This is a genomic window from Egibacteraceae bacterium (genome assembly GCA_040905805.1).
Lineage (GTDB): Bacteria > Actinomycetota > Nitriliruptoria > Euzebyales > Egibacteraceae > DATLGH01.
On the sequence record JBBDQS010000069.1, the window covers coordinates 1 to 15,824 of the forward strand.

The 15,824-nt window shown below is 71.8% G+C and carries 15 protein-coding genes; 7 read left to right on the plus strand and 8 right to left on the minus strand.

The genetic code is table 11. The features are described 5' to 3' along the window. Positions 1-160: 160 nt before the first annotated feature. The 4 genes from WD250_07655 to WD250_07670 form a co-directional block, all read right to left on the minus strand. Positions 161-904 carry a class F sortase gene (locus WD250_07655; protein MEX2620079.1) on the minus strand — a complete coding sequence of 248 codons (744 nt, stop codon included), beginning with the start codon at positions 902-904 and terminating at the stop codon, positions 161-163. Between the two features lie 87 nt (positions 905-991). Further along, positions 992-1,366 carry a hypothetical protein gene (locus WD250_07660; protein MEX2620080.1) on the minus strand — a complete coding sequence of 125 codons (375 nt, stop codon included), beginning with the start codon at positions 1,364-1,366 and terminating at the stop codon, positions 992-994. 107 nt (positions 1,367-1,473) lie between these two features. Beyond that, positions 1,474-1,908, minus strand: a complete 435-nt coding sequence (locus tag WD250_07665; protein MEX2620081.1) for a plastocyanin/azurin family copper-binding protein — start codon at positions 1,906-1,908, stop codon at positions 1,474-1,476. 102 nt (positions 1,909-2,010) lie between these two features. Beyond that, the gene (locus tag WD250_07670) at positions 2,011-3,312 is read right to left on the minus strand and encodes a hypothetical protein (GenBank protein ID MEX2620082.1); all 1,302 of its coding nucleotides are present in this window, start codon (positions 3,310-3,312) and stop codon (positions 2,011-2,013) included. Positions 3,313-3,523: 211 nt separating this feature from the next. Here WD250_07670 and WD250_07675 point away from each other — a divergent pair, with 211 nt between their 5' ends. The 3 genes from WD250_07675 (at position 3,524) to WD250_07685 (ending at position 5,106) form a co-directional block, all read left to right on the plus strand. Continuing rightward, positions 3,524-3,895: a plastocyanin/azurin family copper-binding protein gene (locus WD250_07675; GenBank protein ID MEX2620083.1), complete on the plus strand. Its 372-nt coding sequence runs from the start codon at positions 3,524-3,526 to the stop codon at positions 3,893-3,895. Positions 3,896-4,014: 119 nt separating this feature from the next. Beyond that, positions 4,015-4,719: an anti-sigma factor gene (locus tag WD250_07680; protein MEX2620084.1), complete on the plus strand. Its 705-nt coding sequence runs from the start codon at positions 4,015-4,017 to the stop codon at positions 4,717-4,719. A gap of 102 nt (positions 4,720-4,821) precedes the next feature. After that, entirely contained in the window at positions 4,822-5,106 is a 285-nt protein-coding gene (locus WD250_07685) for a muconolactone Delta-isomerase family protein (protein MEX2620085.1), read from the plus strand. On the opposite strand, the gene WD250_07690 is transcribed toward WD250_07685, so the two are convergent. Both WD250_07690 and WD250_07695 read right to left on the minus strand, forming a co-directional pair. Further along, a complete protein-coding gene (locus WD250_07690; protein MEX2620086.1) occupies positions 5,103-6,290 on the minus strand; it encodes a GAF domain-containing sensor histidine kinase in 1,188 nt (395 codons plus the stop codon). The two genes, WD250_07685 and WD250_07690, sit on opposite strands and share 4 nt — an antisense overlap. Before the next feature lie 2 nt (positions 6,291-6,292). Further along, complete coding sequence (locus WD250_07695) at positions 6,293-6,955, minus strand: response regulator transcription factor (GenBank protein ID MEX2620087.1); 663 nt, start codon at positions 6,953-6,955, stop codon at positions 6,293-6,295. A gap of 219 nt (positions 6,956-7,174) precedes the next feature. Here WD250_07695 and WD250_07700 point away from each other — a divergent pair, with 219 nt between their 5' ends. Further along, positions 7,175-8,125 (plus strand): phosphoribulokinase, encoded by a 951-nt coding sequence (locus tag WD250_07700; GenBank protein MEX2620088.1) that lies wholly within the window; start codon positions 7,175-7,177, stop codon positions 8,123-8,125. 88 nt (positions 8,126-8,213) lie between these two features. Then, positions 8,214-9,812 carry a sialidase family protein gene (locus WD250_07705; GenBank protein ID MEX2620089.1) on the plus strand — a complete coding sequence of 533 codons (1,599 nt, stop codon included), beginning with the start codon at positions 8,214-8,216 and terminating at the stop codon, positions 9,810-9,812. Positions 9,813-9,819: 7 nt separating this feature from the next. Here the strand turns inward: WD250_07705 and WD250_07710 are convergent, their stop codons facing one another. After that, entirely contained in the window at positions 9,820-10,623 is an 804-nt protein-coding gene (locus tag WD250_07710; GenBank protein MEX2620090.1) for a DM13 domain-containing protein, read from the minus strand. Further along, positions 10,620-12,089 (minus strand): phosphatase PAP2 family protein, encoded by a 1,470-nt coding sequence (locus WD250_07715; protein MEX2620091.1) that lies wholly within the window; start codon positions 12,087-12,089, stop codon positions 10,620-10,622. Before WD250_07715 ends, WD250_07710 begins: the two co-directional genes overlap by 4 nt. Before the next feature lie 354 nt (positions 12,090-12,443). Between WD250_07715 and WD250_07720 the strand changes: the two genes are divergently transcribed. Together WD250_07720 and ftsH are read left to right on the plus strand one after the other, a co-directional pair. Further along, complete coding sequence (locus tag WD250_07720; protein MEX2620092.1) at positions 12,444-13,811, plus strand: kelch repeat-containing protein; 1,368 nt, start codon at positions 12,444-12,446, stop codon at positions 13,809-13,811. Between the two features lie 52 nt (positions 13,812-13,863). After that, entirely contained in the window at positions 13,864-15,759 is a 1,896-nt protein-coding gene (gene ftsH / locus WD250_07725) for an ATP-dependent zinc metalloprotease FtsH (protein MEX2620093.1), read from the plus strand. The last annotated feature ends 65 nt before the right edge of the window (positions 15,760-15,824 follow it).

The following is a 15,824-nucleotide window of genomic DNA, read 5'->3' on the forward strand; positions in this document are numbered from 1 at the left end:
GGGGGCGTCTGACGCCCACCGACGACGCGAAGAGGCGGGGCCGGGCCAGACGCCCAGGCCAGACGCCGGGCCACACGGCCACCGTGAGGCGGGCGGTCCGGCCGGGCCAGACGCCCAGGCCAGACGCCGGGCCACACGGCCACCGTGAGGCGGATCGCCTTCAGGCGCCCACTCGGAGGGCTTGGCGGGTGACCGCGGCAGCGGTACCGATGACACCCAGCGTCGCCAGCCCGATGGGCAGGCTGCGGCCGTCGGGTCCCGGTGTCGGCGGGGGCAAGGCGACGGATCCCTCGGCCTCCCCGAGCGGCTGGTGTCCTGGTGCCTGGGTGCTGCCCTCGCTGATCTCCAGGTCTGCGAAGACGACCACGTTGTCCTCGTAGCTGCGCGCCGCAGGGTCGAACCGTCCCGCGCAGGTGACAAGGCGCAGCGTCGGCGCCTCGGTGTGCCCGTACACCGCCGTGGTGGGGAAGGCGTCCTTGGCGTGGGTCTCGACGCGGGCGACGCGGAAGTGCACGTCCGAGCCGTCGGCCCGCTGGACCGTCACCCGGTCTCCGGCGGCGGCGCCGGCAAGACCGAAGAACGCCCCGGGCCCATCGTGCGAGTCGACGTGGCCGACGATGACCGCTGCGCCCGGTGCCCCGGGGATCGCGCCACCGGTCCACCACCCGGCTGTTTGCGCGTTCTCGGGGACTTCCAGGCTGCCGTCGGCGTGCTTGCCCAGCGCGATCGTGTCCGCCGTGATGCCCCGCGCGGCGACGTGGACCCGGGCCGGGTCGGCCGGGAGCTGCGGCGCTGGGTCTGTCCGGCCATCCGCCGAGGGCTGGGCCACGGGCGCTTCGGCGGGTGCCGATGGCGTGGCGAACCACACGGCCATGGCCACGACCGTGCCGACGATGGTGAGCACGCCGGCGCATGCCACCGCCCCGCCGTGGCGTGAGCCAGGCCGGGCGGTGGAGGCCGGCTCCTGCGGCGGCGGCACGGCCATCAGAAGCTAGAGCGCCTGCGCCCGTACAGCGCGGCGGCGGACGGCCAGGCCCGTCGTCATGAGCGCGAGCAGCCCGGCGGCGACCGCGTGGGGGGCGCCCAGACCGTCGGTGTCAGCGGCCATGCCACCGAACCCGGCAGAGACGCCGCCGGTCGGGGGCGTCGCATCGATGACCGGGCTCTGGCCGGGAGCGGGAGCGGGAGCGGGAGCGGTGGTCGTGGGGCTCGGGTCGACGAAGCCTGGCCCCGTGGGTTGGAAGCCCTCCCCGGTGGTCGCCGCCGCCGGGCTGGCGAACCCCAGGGCGAGCGCCAGCGCGAACGCGAGCACGGTGGTGGCGAGAAGCGGCAGACGGAGCGCATGGACGGCGGTGGTATGTGTCATCTGATGACCTTCCGATCGGTTCGGGTTTGCGGGACAGGGACAGCGGTTGCCAGTCGGCGCCCCGCTGCGTTGATGCTTGGTTCGAGGCGTGCGGATGACCGGATTGGTCAACCGGTGACGGTGACGGTGCCTTGCATGAACGGGTGCGGCGTGCAGAAGTAGCGGTATTCGCCGGGTTCGGTGAACTGCAGCGCTGCGCTGTCCCCGCGGCCGTCGAAGGTGAGGTGGAACGCGCCTGTGGGCTCGGCGTCGACCCCGGCGGTCACGGTGTGACGGGTGGCGTCGGTGTTGGTCCAGCGCACCGTGTCGCCGGCCTGCACCTCAACGGTCGGCGGGACGAAGTTGAACATGGCGAGCTCGACCTCGGCGGCGGGCTGGGCGTCGACCGGGTCGACCTCGGCGACGGCCCCGGTGTCAGCAGCCGACTCCTCGGCGGCGGGATCGTTCGTGGCGGCGGGCTCGGCGGCGTCATCCTCCCCGTTGGCACAGGCCGTACCCAGAAGGACAAGCGTCACGAGGACGCTGGTGGCGGCAACGCGCATGATGGGACCTCTCGGGCGTGAGTTCGGTGTGGTGCGGACAAAGCGCCGGGGCCCACCCCCGTCGTGCACGGGAGGTGGGCCCCGGTGTCCTGCACGGCAGCGCTAGCTGTTGATCGCTGCGTTCAGGGAGTCGATGGCACCGGCCAGCGTGGAGATGTGTCCCCGCAGGCCCTCGGCCACCGCATCGGCAGGCAGCTCGCCACCGGAGATGTTCTCGAAGAACGCTCCGGCGTCACCGGTGTAGCCGGCCAGGTCCTCGATGGCCTGGGCCTGGGCCTGCTGGTCGCCGCCGGCGGTCGCCACGGCGTAGTCGACGAAGAAGCCGATGTGCTGGCGCCACAGCTCCAGGAACGCTTCGCGGTTCTCGTCTCCGGCCACCTGGCCGATGCCGTCGGCGAGCTCGACGGAGTTGGCGTCGAGCGTCGCGGCAGCCGCCTCGAATGCCGGGCTGTCAGCACCCTCGGCGTAGGCGGTCTTGACCGCCAGGCCGGCGAGGTAGACGTGCTCCTGCAGCCCCGCGGTCAGACCTGAGCGCAGCTGCGAGGCCTGCGACTCGGTGTCACCGTCGGCCTCGATAGCGGTGGCGATGCCGCCGGCGAGCACGGCAGCGCCCCCCACGACGTGGTCGGCTGCACCCTTGAGCGCGTCGAACGCCCCGGCGTCGCCGGCGGCGAAACCGTCGATCGCGGCGGTCAGCGTGGCGATGTGGCCCTGCAGGCTCTGCGCGACCGCGTCGGCCGGCAGCTCGCCTCCGGTGATGCTCTCGAAGAAGGCACCGGCGTCGCCGGTGTAGCCCTCGAGGCTGTCAAGCGCCGTCTGGCGAGCCTCCTGGTCGCCGCCGGCCTGTGCCACCGCGTAGTCGACGAAGAAGCCGATGTGCTGGCGCCACAGCTCCAGGAACGCCTCACGGTTGTCGGGGCCTGCCGCAGAGCCGACCAGGTCGGCGAGCTCGACGGAGTTCTCGTCCAGTGCTGCCGCGGCGAGCTCGAACTCGCCGCTGTCCGGGCCGAAGCCGTAGGCGGTGTCGACGGCGAAGCCGGCGAGGTAGACGTGCTCCTGCAGCAGACCGGTCAGGCTGGCGCGCAGCTCGGAGGCGCCGCTGTTCGGGTCGCCCTCCATGGCGGCCGCCGTCGCGATGCCACCGGCGAGCGTCTGTGCGGCCCCCTTGACGTGGTGAGCGGCGGCCTTGGCGTCGGCGAACGGGTCGCCGGTGCTGGTGATGTCGACCGCGAACTCCGAGGGAGCCTCCGGGTCGTCGGTCTGGCCGACATCGGCGTCGTCGGGCTCTTCCATGCCGACGTCGTCGGTGGGTGGGGCCTCGTCGTCGGTCCCGCAAGCAGCCAGGGCCAGTGCAGCGGCGGCCGCAGCCGCGAACGGTGCAGCCTTGCGGCGGAATTGTGTCATCACGATGTTCTCCTCCGGGTTGTTTTGTCGAGCGGGCCGGTGGTTGCTGTGGGCCTTTTCCCGGCTCGCACGACGGGTTCGCCGCTGGCGGCAGTGCGGATTGGCCAGGCTCCTACCGCCTTCGGAGGACGCCCGGTCATTGCGTGGCGATCCGCTTCCGCGGAGACTCGGACGCGGCAGGCTCCGGCGACCCGCTTGTCAGGAGAACACGATGAAGAGCTCCAACCGCATGGTCCTTGTTGCAGCCGCCACGATCGTGCTTGCCGCGACGGCATGCAGCGGTGACGACGCCGGCGAGTCCGAAAGCGGTGGCGCGGATGGCGAGACGGTGGTGGTCGAGGGCTTCGCCTTCGACCCCGAGCGGCTCGAGGTGTCCACGGGCACGACCGTCGTGTGGGAGAACGTGGACGGGGTCCGCCACACCGTGACGTCGGGGACCCCGGATGACGAGGACGGCACCTTCGACGTGGACCTGCCGGAGGCCGAAGCCAGCGGCGAGCACACGTTCACCGAGGCGGGGACCTTCGCGTACTTCTGCCAGGTCCACAACTCGATGATCGCCGAGATCGTCGTCACCGAGTAGGCGCGCACCGGAGCGGCCATCCGGACGGCTCACCTCTCCGAACCCCTCACGACAGCGGGGAGGCGTTCGCTCCCGCGACCGCCCAATCCCGACCACGAACGCCGGAAGGATGGTGCGGCATGACCGACCACGCCCACGTGCTGGCCGGCGCGTACGCACTGGACGCGCTGCCCGACGACGAGCGTGCGTTCTTCAGCCGCCATCTGGCGGTGTGCCCGGCGTGCCGCGTCGACGTGGACGGGTACCTGGAGACGGCTGGGCTCCTCGCGCAGGTGGTTGCCCGCACTCCTCCCACCTCCTTGCGCACCGGTGTGCTCGACGCCGCCGCAGGGATACGGCAGGACTCGTCGTCGTCGCCGCGGAGCGGACGCCGCGGGCTGCCCGACCGGCTTCGTCCGCAGCTCGCGGCGGTCGCCGGTCTGCTCGTCGCCGCGTTGCTCAGCCTCGGCGGGCTGTCGGTCTACCTCCACGAGACACCGCGGGACGCGGCGGCGGTGGCCATCGCCCCCGAGTTCCTTGCGGTGGCCCAGGCCGTCCCCCTGGACGCTCCCGAGGGCGTCGAGGTGACGTTCCTGCACGCCGCCGACGAGGGCTACCTGGTCGCCACGGGACTCGACGAGCTCGGCACGGCCGGGGACTACCAGCTCTGGCTCTTCCATGACGGGGTGCCGGTCCCCGCCGGGGTGTTCGACGTGGGGGCCGAGCGCACGGCGGTGCAGGTCCAGGCACCGGTGCGCGGCGCCGAGCTGATCGCGGTGACCGCCGAGCCGGACGGGGGGCGCGCCGCACCCAGTGGGCCGGTCCTGTTCAGCGCACCGTTGTAGCGCCGGGGGCACACGGCGCGGCGGGGCGCGCGATGATCGTCACCACGGACGGCAGATGCGCTATATAGGGCGCTGACCGGTAACCGTGGAATCGAGGATCTCATGAAGTTCTTGGTGCTCTGGAAGCTCGAGCTGGCGCGGCTGTCCGCCGAGGTCATGCGCGCCGTGGCGCGCATGCCCGAGTACGCCGACCCGCTGATCGAGCAGGGCAAGGTCGAGGTCCGCTACCACATCGTCGGGTCCCACGGGGGCGCATGGATCTACGTGGTGGACTCCAACGAGGAGCTCGAGATCCTCCTGGCCAAGTCGCCGGTCTACAACTACGCCACGTTCGAGGTCCTGCCGCTTGCCGACATGGCGGCGTATCCCGCGCAGCTGCCCGACTAGGGCGGAGGACGCGGAATGGCGAGACGCACCGCCGTCCCGCGTCCGGGCCAGGACTCGAGCTCCAGCTCTGCGCCGATGAGCTCGGCGCGCTCGCGGATGCCGGCGAGGCCGTACCGGGCGATGTCGGTGTCCGCCGGGATCCTTGCGGTGTCGAAGCCGATGCCGTCGTCGGCGATCTCCACCAGCACGGTGTCGGCGTACTCGGACAGGCGCAACACGACCTGGGTCGCCTCGGCGTGCTTCGCCACGTTCTGCAGGGCTTCCTGCGCGATGCGGTAGATCGCCGTCTCGACGTGCTCGGGCAGATGGCACGGACTGGCGTCCACCTCGACGGCGAGCCCCGGCAGGTCTCGGGCGAGGCTTTCGAGGCTTGCGGCGAGCCCGAGGTCGTCCAGGACCGGTGGGCGCAGACCGGCGATGGCGAGCCGGGTCTCCTCCAGGGCCGCACCGGCCAACGTCTGGGCGGCCGCGATCTGGCCGGCGGCGAACGCCGGGTCGTGCTGGACGGCGTCGGCGGCCGCCGAGAGGTGAAACGACAGGCTGACGATGCGCTGGCTGATGCCGTCATGGATCTCCCCGGCGAGGCGACGCCGCTCGCTCTCCTGCAGCTCGACCGTGCGCTCGGCGAAGCGCTCGAGCGCCTCCTCCCGGTCCGACAGACGTCGGTGCAGGCGGGCGTTCTCGATGGCCCCGGCCATGAGCCCTGCCACGGAGCCCAGCAGCTCGACGTCGGAGGGCGTGAACTCGCGCCGGCGCCGACTGTGCACGTTCAGGACGCCGACGAGGTGGCCCGGTGCGGCGACGATGGGCACCGAGGCCATTGACGTGAACTCCTCGCCGCGCAGCGCGGGGATGTAGCGGTAGCGGGGGTCGGCCAGCTTGTCGTCGGTGATGACCGCCGGCTTGCCGTGGGCCGCGACCCAACCGGACACGCCTTCACCGACCGCCAGCACGACCGGGGTGCTCAGCGCGTCGAACGGCGGCGTCGCGCCCCGCAGCCGCAGGGAGGTCCCGTCCTCCTCCAGCAGGTGGACGAAGCAGACGTCCGTGGCGGTGGTCTCGGTGACCAGCCGCGCCACCCCCTGCACCACGTCGTCGAGGTCGAGCCCGGCGGAGATCGTCTCGATGGCGCGCGACAGCAGGCGGGCTTCCTGTTCCGCGTCGGCCAGACCCAGCCGACCCATCGCTAGTGGAACACCCCTTCGCGCAGCGCGACCGCTGTGGCCCCGGCTCGGTCCGCCACCTCCAGCTTGCGGTAGATCGCTCGGGCGTGGCTCTTGATCGTCTCCTCGCTGACCACGAGCTTGCCCGCGATGGCCTTGTTCGACAGTCCCGCGACGAGCAGGGCGAGCACCTCGCTCTCGCGCTGGGTGAGACCGAGATGCGCACCGGGCCAGAACTCGCCGCTGTGCAGCTTGGCGGCGGACCGCGCCACCCGGCCGGCGAGGCTCGGGTCGATCACCGTCTCGCCGTCGCGTGTGCGCTCCAGCTGCTCGACGAGCTCGGCGCCCTGCACCCGTTTGAGCAGGAACCCCGCAGCCCCGAGCCGCAGGGCCTGGAAGAGGTACTGCTCGTCGTCGTAGACGGTGAGGAACACCACCTTGCAGTCCGGGTTGCGCTGGAGGATCTCCGCGCACAGGTCGAGGCCGCTGGCCCCCTTCAACCGCACGTCGAGCAGGACGGCCTCGGGAGCCGTGGTGGTGACCAGGTCGATGGCCTCGCGGGGGTCGCTGGCCTCGCCGACCACCTCGACGCGTTCCCGGTAGGCATGAAGCATGGCTCGCAGGCCATCCAGCACCATCTGGTGGTCGTCCACGAGCACGACCCGGATCGGGTTTGGCGCCGTCATAGGTCAAGGGTACGCCCCGCCGAGCCCCGAGGGTGAATCCCCCGACCTTCCCCCCCGCCGGGGGGAGGTATCTCGGACTCCCGAGCAGTAGCGTCGAAAGTTGCGATTCCTGTACCTCTCGCCGAGCTTCATGCAGGGTCGCGCTCCATTTCATGAAGCCCGGGCGCTCGGGCATGATGGGCGCCCCCCATATCTGCCACGTGCGAAGAAGGAGGAGTTGTGCCGGACAAGTTGATGCGGATCCATCGCGCGACGATGGACAAGGGACCACCCCGGCCACGGCCGGTGATGTTGGCGATCGCCGGTGACTCCGCCGCGGGCAAGACCACCTTGACGCAGGGGCTCGTCGATGCCCTGGGGCCTGGTGCCAGCAGCTCGGTGTGTGTGGACGACTACCACCGCTATGACCGCCAGGAGCGCAAGGACAAGCCGTTCACGCCGCTGCACCCCGACTGCAACTACATCGGGATCATGGAGCAGCACCTGCAGCTGATGGCGACCGGCCAGCCGATCCTGAAGCCGGTGTACGACCACACCAACGGGTCGCTCACGCGCCCCGAGCTCATCGAGCCGAACGATGCGGTGATCATCGAGGGGCTGCTACCGCTGCACACGAAGCTCGCCCGAGCCTGCTTCGACGTGAGCGTCTACCTGGACCCGCCCGAGGAGATCCGCCGGCAATGGAAGGTCAAGCGCGACACGTCCAAGCGCGGCTACGAGGCCGAGCAGGTCCTGGCCGAGCTGGAGCGGCGTGAGCCGGAGTCGGAGGCGTTCATCCGTCCCCAGCGCTCCCACGCCGACATCGTCGTGCGCTTCGGTCCCATCGAGGGCCGCGACGACCCGCCCGACACCCCGCTGTCGGCGACGGTGCTGCTGCGCCCGACGATCCGCCATCCCAAGCTGCACGAGATGATGGCCGACGTCGGCGACGGCGCGATGCACCTGAAGCTCATGCGGGACGAGGACGGCAAGCCGGTCGACGCGCTGCACATCCACGGCTACGCGCCGCCCGAGGACAGCCGCATGGTGGCCAAGGCGATCTGGGACAGCCTCGGCACCTCCGAGCCGTTGCCCGACACGCTCGGCCAGCTCGGTCCCGGCGAACGCAGCGAACCGCTGGCCCTGACCCAGCTCATCCTGCTCTACCACCTGCTGCGCCCCCGCGGATAGCGGCGTGCGCGCATAACGGGGCAGCGGATCGCGGCGGATCCGCTGCCCCGTTCCTCTTCGTCCGGTCTTGGGAAGGGACGTATACGCCATGGCCTCGTCGTCACGTAGCCCCAAAGCCGGGACGACGCGTCGGGCCCGTGGTTCCGCATCGACGAAGGGCACGCGGGGCAAGAGCCCGACCGCTGCCCGCCCGCCGGCCAAGCGGCAACGCAAGACGCGGGGTCTGCCGCTGCTGCTCGTCGGACTGGGGGTGCTCGCGGCGGCCGTGGCCATGGCGGTGTGGCCCGATACGCCGGACCCCGAGGTGGGCCCGAACGCCACCGTCAACGAGGGTGGCCCCATGTCCATCGTGGACGCGCGCAACTCGCCGGGCATCGTGCGCAACCCCACCGACCCGGACAACCTCGTGGTCGTCCACCGCATCGACCGCCCCATGTTCGGCGCGGAGGTGCACGCCAGCCACGACGGCGGGGCCACCTGGTCGGTGACCGAGCCGCCCCTGCCCGATGAGCTTGACCGCCCGTTCGCGCCCGACGCAGCCTTCGCGCCCGACGGCACCCTGTACGTGACCTACGTCAACCTGGTCGGCCAGGGCAACACCCCCGACAACGTCTGGATCACCCGCTCCGACGACGGCGGGCGGACCCTGCAGGACCCGCGGCCGGTGGCCGGCGAGCTCAGCTTCCAGGTGCGCCTCGCCGTCGGTCCCGCCGGTGAGCTGTACGTCACGTACGTCGACGCGACGGACGTGGCGCTGCTCCAGCTGGTGGGGGACGCCCCGCTCGTCGCGGTGCGCTCCGACGACGCGGGCGAGACGTGGTCCGAGCCCGTCCAGGTCAGCGCCGCCGCCCGCCCCGGGGGGGGGGCGGCCACACCGGCGGTCGACGAGGACGGCGACCTGGTGGTGCTCTACCAGGACTTCAAGGACAACGTCCGTGACTTCCAGAACCTCGAGGGCCCGCCGTGGGAGGGCCCGGCGGCGCTGGTCCTGACCCGTTCCTCCGACGGTGGCGAGACCTTCCAGGAGGGCGTCGAGTTCGAGTCGGACATGGTGCCGCCCGGGCGCTTCCTCGTCTTCCTCCCCGAGTTCCCCTCCCTCGCGCTGGCCGACGGCGGTCGGATGGCCGCGGCCTGGTCCGACGCCCGCCAGGGGGAGGAGGACGTGTTCGTCCGCCGCTCCGACGACGGGGGCCGGACGTGGACCGACGCGGCGGCGGTCAGCGACGCGCCGGCGGCGGAGCGGTTGCTGCCGACGGTTGCGCTCACCCCCGGCGGCCGGGTGGACGTGCTGTACTACGAGCGCAGCGCCGAGCGGGCGATGGACACGATGCTCGCGTACTCCACCGACGGGGGAGACTCGTTCCGGTCGCTGCGGGTCTCGTCGGAGTCCTTCGACCCGGAGACCGGCCCCGACCTCGCCGAGCACCTCGGCATCGACTTCGGCACCCGGATCGGTCTGGTCAGCGACGACCAGTCGGCGACGGGCGTCTGGACCGACAGCCGGCTGGCGGAGGACCCCGACCATGCACGGCAGGACATCTTCGCGGCGACGGTGACCCTGCCCGACGCACGCGCCGGCGCCCGGCGGCTGATCGCGGTGGGCCTGCTGGTGATGGCGCCCGGGTGCCTGCTCGTGGCCGGCGTGATCCTCCGGCGCCGGCGTCCGCGTACAAGACGCCGGCGCTGAGGACGCATCACGGCTGCAGCGCGGCGGCGGCGTAGGCGATCTGCAGGGGCGCGCACCAGATCACGATCGAGCCGATCTGCTCTGGGTCGACGTCGTCGGGCAGCACGTAGTTCTGGGTGCCGAAGGTGGTGGTGACCACACCGAGGTCGACGTGGGGTACCTCGAAGACGTCCTCGGACGTCATGGGCTCGTCGCTCTCGCTGACCCAGACGAACAGGTCCGGGCTGGCCACGGTCTGGAAGTCGGTGAACCGCAGCGCGAGCTCGCCGTCGGGCATCCGGTAGAGCGTGGCGGTGCCCTCCCCGCTCCGCTCGACGCCGTAGAACTCCCCGGTGGCCAGGACCTCCGCCTGGTCCATGCCCTCCAGGGGAGGCTCCTCGTGGACGGTGTCGACCTGCTGCTCGATGGTGGCCTCCCAGGGGCCGGAGGCCTCGATGCCGAGCTCGATGATGCCGGTCTCGATGGAGAAGGCCTCGCCCTCGTCGGGGCACTCGGCGTCCAGCAGGGGCTCGTCGGCGTCGGTGTCCAACCCCATCTGCAGCTGCCCCTCGTCGCAGCGGTAGCGCACCCGCCACTGCAGGACGTCCTCAGGGATGGGGAACTCCTCGGTGGCCGGGCCGTCGCCCGACACCGTGAGGATCTCCTCCCAACGGGGAGCCGCCCGCTCGGGCGCGTCCTCGTCGGGCAGGGCGCGCTCCACCGTCTCGAAGGGGTCCCCCAGGGCGTCGTCGTCGGCGGTGTCGTCCCCGCACGACACCAGGGCCAACACCACCGCCATCAGGAGGGCGAGGCGGCGGGCGTGGGCGCTCATCGGTCCGCCCCGTCCTGCTCGGCCCACTCGACGACCTCGGCGCCGACCGCGCGACCGAGCTTCAGCGCCTCGACGTTGTCGGGCTCGTGGTGGATGCCGCCGTACAGCCGGGAGATCGACGCCTCCTCGGCGCGCTCACGGAACAGGTCGGCACGTTCGGGGAACAGGTAGGACATGACCATCTCCGCGGCGCCCGAGTAGGCGCCGTGGCCGGACACGTAGCCGGGGAAGATCGGCGTGTCCCGGTATGGCTCCCAGTCCGGGTCGATGCCCAGGTCGCGGATGGCGTTCTCCGGTCGCGCGCCCCAGTAGGTGTACTTGGCGTCCCACGCCGCCACGGCCGCGTCGTCCATGGCCACGTTCAGCAGCGCCAGCGCCCGCGCCGACTGGGGCAGGCTCAGCCGCTGGTCGGCCAGGAACGCCAGCACCACCTCGTTCCAGATGCCCGGCGGCAGCGCGGTGCCCTCACCGCCCTCCCAGAACCTCGCGATGGCCTTCTGCTCCTCGGTCAGGTTCTGGTCGACCTCGTAGACCTCGAGCATGGCGTCGTAGAACTCCTGGGAGTCCGGCGCCGGCGGTGGGGGCGGGCGGAACTGGTCCCCGGACTCGAGCACCCACGTCTCCCACGACCCCGCCCGCGGGCTGACCGGCACCTGCACCGACCCCGGCGGTTGCGTCCACAGCCCCTCCTCGTCCGGGCGCAGCTCCTCCCAGTTGGCCGCACCCTCGCGCGTGGTCAGGTCCTCGTCGGTCACGACATCGGCCTGCGCCCGCTCCAGCACCAGCTCACCGACCGCCCTGCCGAGCTCGAGGCCGGCCTCCGCGTCGCTCGGGAAGCTCACCCCGGCGAGCACGCGCGACTCGGCGGCCTCCTCGGCCTGCTGGTGCAGGCGCGGGGCCGGCTGCTCGGGGAAGGCGTAGGCCAGGACGGTCGAGGCTGCCCCGGCGATGGCCGCATGACCCGAGGGGTAGGAGGGATCGGGCTCGGCCGCGGCCGGTCCCTCACCCGCGGTCTCCGGGCCGGGCCGGTCGTAGAGGTGCTTGTAGTGCCACGTCGCGACGCTGGCGTCGTACATCGCCGTGGCAACCAGCGCGTACGAGCGGGACGCCGCAACCGGGTCCTTGCTGCGCTGCGCGATGAAGTCCAGGGCCATCTCCATCCAGGGCGCCACGGCGGGCTCGACGTCCCACCGCTCCACCTGCTCGACGGCTTCGGCGTCCAGGGACGCCGTGGCGTCTGCCGCGGCGTCAGCGTCGCTCTCGGCCTCCGCGGAGCCAGGCTCGGGCGGAGGCGGCACGGCGACCTCGTCGGCGTCGGTCAACAACCAGGTCTGCCACGACCCGGCCGTGGGGTCCGGGCCTGCGCCGTCGCCCGAGGCGGTGCTCTGGGCGCAGCCGCTCAGCACGAGCGCGAGGACGATGAGCACACCGCCGGTCAAGCGGTGACACGGGTCGCGTACCAGCACCGTTTCGCTCCTCAGACTTGACCGCGTGGAATCCCCCACCCTGCGAAGGCGCGGGGCGGGCCAGGCGTGCAGTATCGCGCGCTCCCGCGGGGCACGCTCGCAATCGCCGCTCATTGTTGCACACCTCACGACCGGGTCACTAGAGGCGTCGCGCACTTACGTGGAGCCCTCGCGCTTTCTAGGATGGTACGTCCGCGGGCTCCTGTCGAGGGTCTGCGGGCACCCGGCCGCTCCCGCGAGTCGATAAGAACTCGTCGTGGGCGCCACCGGGCGCAACCGGGCGCAACCGCATGAGGCGGAGGGAGGGTTCCGCAGGGCCGGTGCCGCTTCAACCCGTCCCCTTGGAGAACATCTATGGCGACACAGACCGTCAGATGCGAACGCCACGGCGAATCGACGCGGCTGTCCTGCGTGGACTGCGGCCAGCCCCTCTGCCCGAAGTGCTCGGTGCGCACCGAGGTGGGCCTGAAGTGCGAGGCGTGCGCAAAGCCCGCGGTGGAGACGCCCTCGACGTTTCCCCGGCGCCGCCGGCTGCCGTTGGCGCTCGGGCTGGTGGGCCTGGCGATCGTGGGGATCGCGGTCGCGCTCTTCCTGGACTCGCCCCAGGCCGGCGTCGAGCCGGTCACGGCGGAGCCGCAGGGCACCTGGTCGCCGGCGGCCGAACCCTCGTCCATCCGGGGCACGACGGTCGCATTGCCGACCGGTGACGGCGTCCTGGTCGCGGGCGGGGGAGTGGGAGCGATCCCCCTGACCGCCGGCGAGATCTACGACCCGCAGGACGAGGCGTGGACGGCGACCGGGGAGCTCGCGCAGGCTCGGCGGGGGCACCAGGGCGTCGTGCTCGACGACGGCCGCGTCCTGGTGGCGGGCGGGTTCGCCGAGGGTGAGGTCCTCGCGACGGTCGAGATCTATGATCCCGGGACGCGGACGTGGTCGATGGCCGAGCCGATGGCAAGCCCCCGCCTCGGTCACACCCTCACGGTGCTCGACGACGGGCACGTGCTCGCGACCGGCGGGACCGGCCCGGAGGGCGCCGGCGGCGCCGGGGGCGGGCAGACCCTGCGTCCGCAGGACTCCGCGGAGGTCTACGACCCGCTCGCCGACGCCTGGCAGAGCGCCGGGTCGATGGGCGCCGCACGTTTCGAGCACACGGCGACCGAGCTCGGTGACGGCCGGGTGCTCATCGCCGGTGGGATGGGGGGCGGCGGGGAGGAGCTCGTCGCGCTGTCATCGGCGGAGCTGTACGACCCTGCCACCGACACGTTCCTCGGCACCAACGCGATGGCCGATGGGCGAGCCAACCACGCCGCCGTGGCCCTGAGTGACGGACGGGTGCTCGTCGTCGGCGGCGGGGGCGGCGAACGCGGCGACTCCTCGCTGGCGACCGTGGAGATCTTCCGCACGCGCCAGGGCAGCTGGGAGCAGGCGAGCGCGATGAGGGGCGCCCGACGCGGTGCGACCGCCACGCGCCTCGACGACGGTCGCGTGCTGGTGGTCGGTGGTGAGCTCGTGCAGGGCGGCACCAGGCGCTCGCTCGACACCGCCGAGGTCTTCGATCCCGCTGCCGACGAATGGGCGCCGGCCGGCTCCATGTCCTGCCCCCGCAGCGAGCACGCAGCCGTCCTGCTCGACGGCGGCGACGTGCTCGTGGTCGCCGGCGACGCCGCCTTCCCCGGCGAGGCGCCGGCAGCCCAGAGCTGCGTGGACCGCTACCAACCGTGATCCACGACCGCACCGACGACCGCACCGACGACGAGAAAGCAGGGACCACCCCATGGCGCTGACACGAGGGAATCGTCGCAAGCCGGACGAGGACCAGAAGAAGGAGAGCGGCGAGAAGTCGGCCGACGGGCGGCGTCGAGCCTTGATCCTGTGCATCCTGGCCCTGCCGGTGCTGATCGGCTTCTACGTGGTCGTCCTGTGGTGGTCCACTCCCCGCAGCCCGGGCGAGGAGCTGCGCGTCGACGAGTTCACCACGCTGCTGCGCCAGGGGCGCGTGCACGACGCGACGATCATGGAGACGGACAACCGCATCGTCGGCCGGTACGACGGCGGGGAGTACTGGCTGGCCTACGCGGCCGGTCGCGAGACGCTCTTCGCCCGCTTGACCAGCGCGCTGGAGGATGCCGGCGTCCCCTTCGACGTGCAGCAGCAACCGTTGAAGAACCTCGTCGTGCCGGTCACCATGCTCATGCCCGTGTTGATCCTCATCACGGCGATCCTCATCCTGTTCCTGCTGTTCCGCGGCAGCCGGGACAACCAGATGACGTTCGGTCGCTCCCGGGGCAAACGCCAGCAGACCGGGGATTCCAAGATCACCTTCTCCGACGTGGCCGGGGTGGACGAGGCCATCGAGGAGCTGGTCGAGGTGCGCGACTACCTGTCCAACCCCGATCGGTTCCTGGCCATGGGCGCATCGGTGCCGAAGGGCATCCTGCTGACCGGACCGCCCGGGTGCGGCAAGACGCTGCTGGCACGTGCGCTGGCCGGCGAGTCGGAGGTGGCGTTCTTCTCGATCTCCGGGTCGGACTTCGTCGAGATGTTCGTCGGGGTGGGCGCGGCGCGCATCCGCGACTTCTTCAAGGTCGCCAAGGAGAACGCCCCGTGCATCGTGTTCATCGATGAGCTCGATGCGGTCGGCCGCGGACGCAGCGTGGCGTCGGCGGGCGGACAGGACGAGCGGGAGGCCACGCTGAACCAGCTGCTGGTGGAGATGGACGGGTTCGACTCCGGCTCGGGCGTCGTCGTGCTGGCGGCCACCAACCGGCCCGACATCCTCGACACGGCGCTGCTGCGGCCCGGACGCTTCGACCGGCGGGTCGGGATCGACCGCCCGGACGTGAAGGGCCGTGAGGGCGTGCTGGCCATCCACGCGCGCGGCAAGCCGATGGGCGAGAACATCAACATCAGCGACATCGCGAAGCGCACCGCCGGCTTCTCGGGTGCCGACCTGGCCAACGTGGTGAACGAGGCGGCGCTGCTGGCCGCGCGCCACGGCAGCACCACCGTCGAGCCCAACCACTTCTCGGACGCCATCGAACGGGTCATGGCCGGCCCGGAACGCAAGTCGCGCATCCTCTCGCCCCAGGACCGTCACCGCATCGCCTACCACGAGGCCGGCCACACGGTCGTGTCGACGGCCCTGGCCGGGACGGACCGGGTCAGCAAGGTGTCGATCGTCGCGCGCGGCCACGGCGGTGGCTTCACGTGGTTCATGCCGGATGGCGACCAGCTCACCGTCACGCGCACCCAGCTGCGTGACCGCATCGCGGCCATGCTCGGAGGGCGTGCGGCGGAGATCATCGTGACCGAAGACCCCTCGACCGGGGCGTCGAACGACCTGGAGAAGGCGGTCACGTTGGCTCGCAGAATGGTCTCGAACTTCGGGATGAGCGAGGTGATCGGACCGTTCTCCGTCAAGCCCTACATGGTCACCGACGGCAGCGCCACGTACGGCCACTCGGAACGGGTCTCCGCCGAGATCGACGCCGAGGTGCAGGCGATCCTGCGGGAGGCTGACGCCCGCGCCCAGGCCATCCTGATCGCGCAGCGCGACACCCTCGACAAGCTGGCCTACGCGCTCATGGAGGACGAGACGCTCGAGGGTGACGCCCTCGACCAGCTGCTGCTGCCCGTGACCGACGCGGTGCCCTCAGGCAGGACCGACTGACGATGGCCTCTCCGCCGACCACGGCGCCGTGCGGTCAGCACCGCCGCCGACCCTCGGTGGCGTCC

Bases quoted from the DNA above. Each gene is read 5' to 3' on its own strand.
- ftsH (MEX2620093.1), top strand. From the start codon at position 13,864: ATGGCGCTGACACGAGGGAATCGTCGCAAGCCGGACGAGGACCAGAAG.
- WD250_07720 (MEX2620092.1), top strand. From the start codon at position 12,444: ATGGCGACACAGACCGTCAGATGCGAACGCCACGGCGAATCGACGCGG.
- WD250_07660 (MEX2620080.1), bottom strand. From the start codon at position 1,366: ATGACACATACCACCGCCGTCCATGCGCTCCGTCTGCCGCTTCTCGCC.
- WD250_07670 (MEX2620082.1), bottom strand. From the start codon at position 3,312: ATGACACAATTCCGCCGCAAGGCTGCACCGTTCGCGGCTGCGGCCGCC.
- WD250_07710 (MEX2620090.1), bottom strand. From the start codon at position 10,623: ATGAGCGCCCACGCCCGCCGCCTCGCCCTCCTGATGGCGGTGGTGTTG.
- WD250_07675 (MEX2620083.1), top strand. From the start codon at position 3,524: ATGAAGAGCTCCAACCGCATGGTCCTTGTTGCAGCCGCCACGATCGTG.
- WD250_07705 (MEX2620089.1), top strand. From the start codon at position 8,214: ATGGCCTCGTCGTCACGTAGCCCCAAAGCCGGGACGACGCGTCGGGCC.
- WD250_07680 (MEX2620084.1), top strand. From the start codon at position 4,015: ATGACCGACCACGCCCACGTGCTGGCCGGCGCGTACGCACTGGACGCG.
- WD250_07695 (MEX2620087.1), bottom strand. From the start codon at position 6,955: ATGACGGCGCCAAACCCGATCCGGGTCGTGCTCGTGGACGACCACCAG.
- WD250_07685 (MEX2620085.1), top strand. From the start codon at position 4,822: ATGAAGTTCTTGGTGCTCTGGAAGCTCGAGCTGGCGCGGCTGTCCGCC.
- WD250_07690 (MEX2620086.1), bottom strand. From the start codon at position 6,290: ATGGGTCGGCTGGGTCTGGCCGACGCGGAACAGGAAGCCCGCCTGCTG.
- WD250_07665 (MEX2620081.1), bottom strand. From the start codon at position 1,908: ATGCGCGTTGCCGCCACCAGCGTCCTCGTGACGCTTGTCCTTCTGGGT.